General features: G+C 27.3%; 4 protein-coding genes. 1 reads left to right on the top strand and 3 read right to left on the bottom strand.

Going from position 1 to position 8,315, the window contains the following annotated elements; genetic code table 11:
• Nucleotides 1-581 precede the first annotated feature (581 nt).
• A complete protein-coding gene (locus CRV10_RS02320) occupies nucleotides 582-2,330 on the top strand; it encodes a proline--tRNA ligase (protein WP_136130211.1) in 1,749 nt (582 codons plus the stop codon).
• 35 nt (nucleotides 2,331-2,365) lie between these two features.
• On the opposite strand, the gene tilS is transcribed toward CRV10_RS02320, so the two are convergent.
• The 3 genes from tilS to dnaE all read right to left on the bottom strand — a co-directional run bounded on the left by tilS (nucleotide 2,366) and on the right by dnaE (nucleotide 8,307).
• Nucleotides 2,366-3,724 (bottom strand): tRNA lysidine(34) synthetase TilS, encoded by a 1,359-nt coding sequence (gene tilS / locus CRV10_RS02315; protein ID WP_136130210.1) that lies wholly within the window; start codon nucleotides 3,722-3,724, stop codon nucleotides 2,366-2,368.
• A 116-nt stretch (nucleotides 3,725-3,840) separates the two neighbouring features.
• Nucleotides 3,841-4,803: an acetyl-CoA carboxylase carboxyl transferase subunit alpha gene (accA, locus tag CRV10_RS02310; RefSeq protein ID WP_136130209.1), complete on the bottom strand. Its 963-nt coding sequence runs from the start codon at nucleotides 4,801-4,803 to the stop codon at nucleotides 3,841-3,843.
• Between the two features lie 12 nt (nucleotides 4,804-4,815).
• A complete protein-coding gene (gene dnaE, locus CRV10_RS02305; protein ID WP_136130208.1) occupies nucleotides 4,816-8,307 on the bottom strand; it encodes a DNA polymerase III subunit alpha in 3,492 nt (1,163 codons plus the stop codon).
• Nucleotides 8,308-8,315 lie beyond the last annotated feature (8 nt).

Genomic DNA, 8,315 nt, shown 5'->3' with positions numbered 1-8,315 from the left:
TTATAGTCTTATGATTAAAAATCGTTGACACTAAATCTACGAATACCCACATAGATTGTCTGATAAATTTTTAAAGAGCAATAAAACTGTTATGATATCTCCATTTAGTTTATTAGTCAAGTCTTAATTTGATACCCATTATTGATTAATGCATATCGTTTATCATTCTTTAATATATTATATATTTTGATTATGTTAATAGTTAGGTATATTAAAATAATAATAATTCTTAATACATTCATTTAATGATCTTTATAAAGAATTTAATTTTCTATTTTTAAAGATAGAAAAATATTTTACCTTGAACATCAATTATATAATAAATTGTATGGTTATATCAAGAAAAAACTGCATAATAAACTTTTTATTATTTATAAATTTTATAACTTTTTACATATTACATATATAGTACTTTTTGTGTAAAACATTTTTTATAAATAATTATTTGTAAAACTTTATTATCAATAATGTATATTTATGAAATAATTTATTATTTATCTTAAATAACAGTGAATATTTCTTATAGTATGATATTATAATACTCAATGTTAGATAAAAATATTAATCGTATTGGATTATAAATGCTTACTAGTAAATACCTATTATCTACTTACAAAAACACATCTTCTGATACAGAAATAATTAGCCATAGATTGATGTTACGTGCAGGCATGATTCGTAAATTATCTTCTGGTTTATATATATGGTTACCTACTGGTATTCGTGTTTTAAAAAAAATTGAAAATATTATACGTCAAGAAATGAATAAGATAGGTGCACTTGAAATTTTAATGCCAATAGTACAACCAGCTGATCTATGGGAAAAAAGTGATCGTTTACTAAGATATGGTCCAGAATTATTGAAAATAAAAGATAGACATCAACGTTTGTTTGTTTTGGGGCCTACACATGAAGAAGTCATTACTAATTTAATTAATAAAGAATTAAGATCTTATAGACAATTACCATTAATTCTATACCAAATGCAAACTAAATTTCGTGATGAAATTCGTTCTAGATATGGTGTTATTCGATCGCGTGAATTTATCATGAAAGATGCTTATTCTTTTCATTTGTCTCAAGAATCATTGCAAAAAACATATGAAATTATGTACGATTCATATCGTAATATTTTTAATATTATAGGATTAAATTTTCGTATAGTAGAAGCAGATAATGGATCCATAGGTGGTAATATTTCACATGAATTTCAGGCATTATCAAATAATGGCGAAGATCGTATAGTTTTTTCAAATAAATCTAATTATGCTGCGAATATTGAGTTAGCAGAAACTTTTAAATCAAATATTGAATTTTCTTTACCAACTAAAAATTTATTACAAATCAACGGCCCTTATTTAGATAATATTAAATATCTTGTAAATCACTTAAATATTTCAATTAAAAAAATTGTTAAAACTTACATAGTAAAAGGAAAAAAAGAAAGTGGTTTTAATTTAATAGCTATATTGATTCGTGGAGATCATGAATTAAATGAAAAAAAACTGGAAAAAATCAGTATAATAGATTCACCTATAATATTTGCTAATGAAAAAGAAATACGACTTGTTACTGGCTCTGGCCCTGGATCAGTAGGTCCAATTGGTCTCAATATACCAGTAATAATTGATATAGCTGTTTCTCAGATGAGTGATTTTATTGCTGGTGCTAATAATGATGGTAAATATTACACAGGAATTAATTGTAAAAGGGATTTACAGTGTACTTATATAGCAGATATTCGAAATGTTATTGAAGGAGATTTAAGTCCTGATGGTAAAGGTATATTACAAATACAAAATGGAGTTGAAATAGGACATATATTTCAACTAGGTACTAAATATTCTGATTTGATAAAAGCATCTATCCAAGCTGAAGATAATACTAATAAAACAATGTTAATGGGTTGTTATGGAATAGGAGTAAGTCGCATCATAGCTGCAGTAATTGAACAAAACCATGATAAATATGGTATTATATGGCCTATTTTATTATCTCCGTTTGAAATAGCAATTATTCCCATTAATATGCATAGTTCTGAGATTGTTAAAAAAACTACTGAAAATATATATAAAATATTAACTCAACAAAATATCGATGTTATTCTTGATGATCGTAAGGAAACTCCTGGAGTTATGTTTGCAGACATAGAACTTATTGGTATACCTAACATTTTAGTGATTAGTGATACAGGCATTAAAAATAAAGTCGTTGAGTATAAAATACGTCGCACTGGTGAAAGAAAAATGATTAATAAAGATAAAATAGTTGATTATATATTAAAAACAATTAAGAAAAAAAATAGTTTTTTTAGTAAAAATATTACATGATTCTAGCCTAATGTAAGGTTGTTTTATTACTCTAGTCAAAATTTAATCAAATCCGCTATGTATGCGTTCTTTGATGTATAATCATTCGGTTTTTGACACCATAGTACTTGCCAACCACTATCATTATTTAAGATACATCCATCAGTTGTAATAAATAAATTTACTGCAGAAATAAGAGTATCATTATAATATATTAAAGGAATTCGGTAACGATCCCAAGGTGGAATATTTAAATTTTGCCATATTTTTTTGATTTGGCGTTTATTTTGATATCCTAATAAATGAAAATAACCATTTGCATAGAATTGAATACTAACATATTCGTTATTAGCAGGTAGACGTAATGTATTTTTAGTATAATCTGCTTTAAGTAATCCTAAATTTTGAGGTAATACTAAAGATATATTTAAATCCGGCCATAATATTTTATTATTTTTTAATGATTTATTTATTGTAAGTAAATATAGGCACTTACGAAATCTCCTTATTTCATAAGTGCCTATTTGAATGCATGGCTGCATATTTTGTTTTTGATTTATTATTATTTTATAGTATATTAATTTTAATTGATTATAAGAAGGTGTTAATCTACCCTGATTAGCAATCCATCTGCGCAATAATGCATAAACTTTTATATTGCTCATTTCTAATAAAGGTAAAAAATATAAGCTACCATCTTCTTTTATAAGATTATCTAATTGATTTATTAATAATTCATCAATTAAAAGCTCTTGTTCTCTGCATAATGTAGAACTACGTGATACAGTTTTTATAAAATTAGGCCACTTAGAAATTATTTTTGGTAATATTAGTTTACGTATGAAATTACGATCATAACTTGTATCATAGTTGCTTTCATCTTCTATCCATGTAAGATGATATTTTTTTGCATAATTTTCTATAGATTCACGTGAATATTCTAAAAGTGGTCTCAGTATTGTATTTTTACCAATCTTCATAGTAGGATAAATTGCAGACAAACCAGCTGGACCACTACCACGTTTGAGCGCTAGCAGCATGGTTTCACATTGGTCATTCAAATGATGAGCAGTTAGTAATATTTCTTCAGGATATAAAGATTGTATCAATGCTTGATAACGTTTTTTACGAGCTATAGCTTCAATACCAAATTTGCTATTGTTTTCTATATTAACACGTAATATTGTACAGTGCAATTGCCACCGACAACATATTTGTTCGCAGTGGTTAGCCCAATAATTCGATTTTATATGCAACCCATGATTTATATGTATAGCACGTACACTAGATTTAGGATGATTTTTTTGCCATATATATAAGTAATGCAATAACACAGTTGAATCAATACCACCACTAAATGCTACTACATTTTTAGAATGATCATTAAGTAAAGAATCGATTTTAGAAAAATACATGTTTGTAAAATTATCAATTTTATTATAATAAAATTATAGATATTAATATAGATAAAAACTAGTTTAATATAATTACTTTATAGTAAATAAACACAGGATATTAAAATGTATTTTAATTAAATATATCCATAATTCATTAAACGTTGATAACGCATTTGAAGTAACATATCAATAGTCAATGTTTCTAAGTAATTTAAGTCATTTAAGATTTGTCGCTTAAGATTAAATGCTATTTTCACTGGATTGCGGTGAGCTCCACCTAAAGGTTCAGCAATAACTTCATCTATTAATTTAAGTTTTTTTAATCGATTAGAAGTAATTCCCATTATTTCTGCTGCTAATAGAGCTTTACTAGTGTTTTTCCATAGAATGGAAGCACAACCTTCAGGAGATATTACTGAATAGGTACTATACTGTAGCATGTTGACCCTATCTCCAACCCCAATAGCTAATGCACCGCCAGAACCGCCTTCACCAATAATGTTACATATTACCGGTATTCTTAAAGTTGACATTTCACGTAAATTACGTGCTATTGCTTCACATTGACCACGTTTTTCAGCATCTACCCCTGGATAAGCACCTGGAGTATCTATAAAAGTAATCAGTGGCATTTTAAATTTTTCTGCCATTTTCATTAAACGTAATGCTTTACGATATCCTTCAGGAGCTGGCATACCAAAATTACGATATATTTTCTCTTTGATTTCACGACCCTTTTGGTGTCCAATAATCATGACAGGACGCTTATTTAAACGAGCAATACCACCAATAATAGCTTTATCATCTGCATAAAAGCGATCACCAGCAAGTTCGTCAAAATCATCAAATATGTTATAAATATACTCATTAGTATGAGGACGCAAAGGATGACGTGATAGCTGTACAATTTGCCATGAAGTCAAATTTGCAAAAATTTTACGTATTAAATCAGCACTTTTTTTATTTAAATTTTCAATTTCTTCATCAAGATTAATATTTATATGTTGATTATTAGAATTATTAATAGAATTAAGGGAATGTATTTTTTTTTCTAATTCTACGATTGGTTGCTCAAAATCTAAATACTTAAAATCCATGGTTTTCCTATTTTATAAAAATTCAAGTTCTACTTGTTTATTTCCCAATAGTAATTTTAAATCATTGATTAAATTATCGTTTAAAATAACGAACCAATTTTTATTGGAATTTAATATCGATTTCGTATTGTTTTCTTGTTGATAAATGTTTACAGGAATATTACCTGAACAATATGGTGCAATTAATTGACTTATTTGATTTAATAATTTATTGTTGTATTTTTGTTCATTCGTAATAAATATAGAAATTCCTTTTACATACTTTTTACGTGCTTGATCTATATTCATTACTTCGTAGGCTATTATCTTTTTTATTTTATCATGAATATTATTAGTTTTTATTTGACCTTTAATAATCAAAATATGATCTTTTTTGAGTAATACTTGATATTTTTTTAAAATTTCAGAGTAAAATATTACTTCTATTCTGGCATGGCTATCATCTAATAAACAAATACCTATCCGATTTCTACGTTTTGTTAGCATAATTTTCATATCAATTGCTATACCAGCTACAGATACTGTCTGTCTACATTGAATTTTAAAAATATCATTCAATTTTATTCCATTAGAATAATAATCGAGTTCTTTTATATAATGATGTATAGGATGACCAGTAAGATATAAACCAAGAGTTTCTTTTTCAGCATCAAGTTGTCTTTTTTCAGACCATGGTGTAGTATTTTTATAATATTTTTCAAACTTTATTGATTGTTCAGTATTGATTCCAAACATATCATACTGTCCGGTTATTTGTGATTTTATATTCTGATTAGAAATTTTAATTGCTTCATTAATAGAATTTATCATTGCAGAACGATTTGAACATAATGAATCTAAAGCACCACACATAATTAATTTTTCTATTGTTCTACGATTTATTTTTTTTATTGTCATACATTCACAAAAATCAAAAAAATCCTTAAAATATCCTTTTTTACTTCTTATATCTATAATCATTTTAATATGAGTTTTACCTAGACCTTTAATTGCACCCATTCCATATAAAATTTCTTTTTTATCATTAACATGAAATTCATATACACTAAAATTTATACTTGGTGGTAACACTTTTATTTGCATTCGAGAACATTCTTCTACTAATCCAACAATTTTTTCAATATTATCCATATCTGCAGTCATGGCAGCAGCCATGAATTCAGCAGGATAGTGAGCTTTTAACCATAATGTTTGATAGGACAATAATGCATATGCAGCGGAATGTGATTTATTAAATCCATATCCAGCAAATTTTTCTAGTAAATCAAAAATCTTCATTGCTAGATCAGATTGAATACCAGCATTTTTTGCACCTTCTTTAAATACAGATCTTTGTTTAGACATTTCATTTGGGTTTTTTTTCCCCATTGCTCTACGTAATATGTCTGCTTTACCAGGAGTATACCCAGCTAGTACTTTTGCTATTTGCATTACTTGTTCTTGATAAAGAATAATACCATAAGTTGATTCAAGTATTGGTTTCAAACTTTGATGTTGCCATTTAATATCAGGGTAGTATATTATTTCTTTTCCATGTTTTCTATTAATAAAATTTTCTACCATACCTGATTGCAATGGTCCAGGACGAAATAATGCTACTAGCGCAATTATATCTTCAAAACAGTCAGGTTTTAAACGCTTAATTAAATCTTTCATTCCTCTCGATTCTAATTGAAATACAGCGGTAGTTTCCGCGCGTTGTAGTATATCAAAGCTTATTTTATCGTTAAGAGAAATATTATTAATATTAATTAAAGATTTGTTTTGTTTTTTATTATGGACGTTTATTATAATTGTTGCCCAGTTTATAATAGTAAGAGTTTTTAATCCTAAAAAATCGAACTTCACTAAACCAATATACTCAACATCATTTTTATCAAATTGAGTAATTGGATTAGAACCATGTTCATCACAATAAACAGGAACAAAATCAGTGATTTTGGTTGGAGCGATAACTACACCACCAGCATGTTTACCTATATTACGTGTAATTCCTTCCAATTTACGTGCTGTATCTATAAGTATTTTAGTTTCTTCATCCGTATCGTACATATTTAATAAAGTTTTTTCAATTGCAAATGCTTTTTCTAATGTAATACCTGGATCTGAGGGAATTAATTTAGCAATTTTATCTATAAAACCATAAGGGTATTCTAATACACGTCCTACATCCCTAACAACCGCTTTTGCTGCCATAGTTCCGAAAGTAATAATTTGAGATACTGATTCTTGACCATACATATTAGTTACATGTTCAATAACTTTATCCCTGTTTTCCATACAAAAATCAATATCAAAATCAGGCATTGATATACGTTCTGGATTTAAGAAACGCTCAAATAGTAGATCGAATTTTATTGGATCTAAATCAGTTATTTTAAGAGAATAAGCTACTAATGATCCAGCACCAGAACCACGTCCAGGACCAACTGGTATATCATTATCTTTAGTCCATTGAATAAATTCCATAACAATTAGAAAATAACTAGGAAAACCCGTTTTATTGATAATATCAAGTTCATTTTCAAGGCGTTTGTCATATTCAACTCTTTTGATATTTCTTTCGATTTCATCCTTAAAAAGGTATTTGAGACGATTATTTAATCCTGATTTTGCTTTTATTACTAAAAAATCTTGTGGATTCACACCATTGGTATTAAATTTAGGTAGGAAATATCTTCCTGTTTTTAATGTCACATTACATCTTTTAGCTATTTCAACACTATTTTTTAATGCTTCAGGTATATCTGAAAATAATTCACACATTTCATCTTCACTACGCATATATTGTTGTGAACTATAATCGCAAGGACGCTTTGGATCGTTAATAGTATAACCCTTATTTATAGCTACTCTAATTTCATGTGCATAAAAATCTTCTTTATTAAGAAAACAAACTTCGTTAGTAGCTACTACTGGTAAATTTTCACTAATGGATATTTTTATTGCCTTTTTTAAATAATTTTCTTCATTCGGACGTCCTGTTCTTATTAGTTCTAAATAATAACGATCAGTGAAATTTTTTTTATAAAAATCTAAACATTTTAATACCAATGATTTCTCATTGAGTAATAAAGCACGACCAACATCGCCATAACATCCTCCAGAAAGAATAATTAATCCTTCTTGTAATTCCGATAACCAATCTAAATCTATGGTTGGACCGCTTATTCCATAGCCACGTTTATACGCACGAGAAATCAACAAAATTAAATTTTGATAACCAATATTATTAGATGCAAGAACAGTAATTTTACTTAAATTTTTCCCCAATAATTTATTGTTAATTTTAAAATATGTACCAATAATTGGTTTTAATCCCATTTTATGAGAAAAATGATAGAATTTTATTAGTCCACATAAATTAGTGAAATCAGTGATGGCAACAGCTGGCATACCCAATAAATAAGTGTTTTCTACTAAAGATTTAATTTTTATTAATCCATCGATCATAGAGTAATCGCTATGAACATTTAAATGGATAAAACGAGGTTCTGTAGTCATAATATTAT

The organism is Candidatus Pantoea edessiphila, from assembly GCF_002933355.1.
Classification (GTDB): Bacteria; Pseudomonadota; Gammaproteobacteria; order Enterobacterales; family Enterobacteriaceae; genus Pantoea_C; species Pantoea_C edessiphila.
The sequence above is the reverse complement of the archived record's forward strand: the minus strand, read 5'-3'. Positions and strand labels throughout refer to the sequence as shown.

Coding starts and splice junctions, on each gene's coding strand:
- tilS (WP_136130210.1), bottom strand. CDS start 3,724: ATGTATTTTTCTAAAATCGATTCTTTACTTAATGATCATTCTAAAAAT.
- CRV10_RS02320 (WP_136130211.1), top strand. CDS start 582: ATGCTTACTAGTAAATACCTATTATCTACTTACAAAAACACATCTTCT.
- accA (WP_136130209.1), bottom strand. CDS start 4,803: ATGGATTTTAAGTATTTAGATTTTGAGCAACCAATCGTAGAATTAGAA.
- dnaE (WP_136130208.1), bottom strand. CDS start 8,307: ATGACTACAGAACCTCGTTTTATCCATTTAAATGTTCATAGCGATTAC.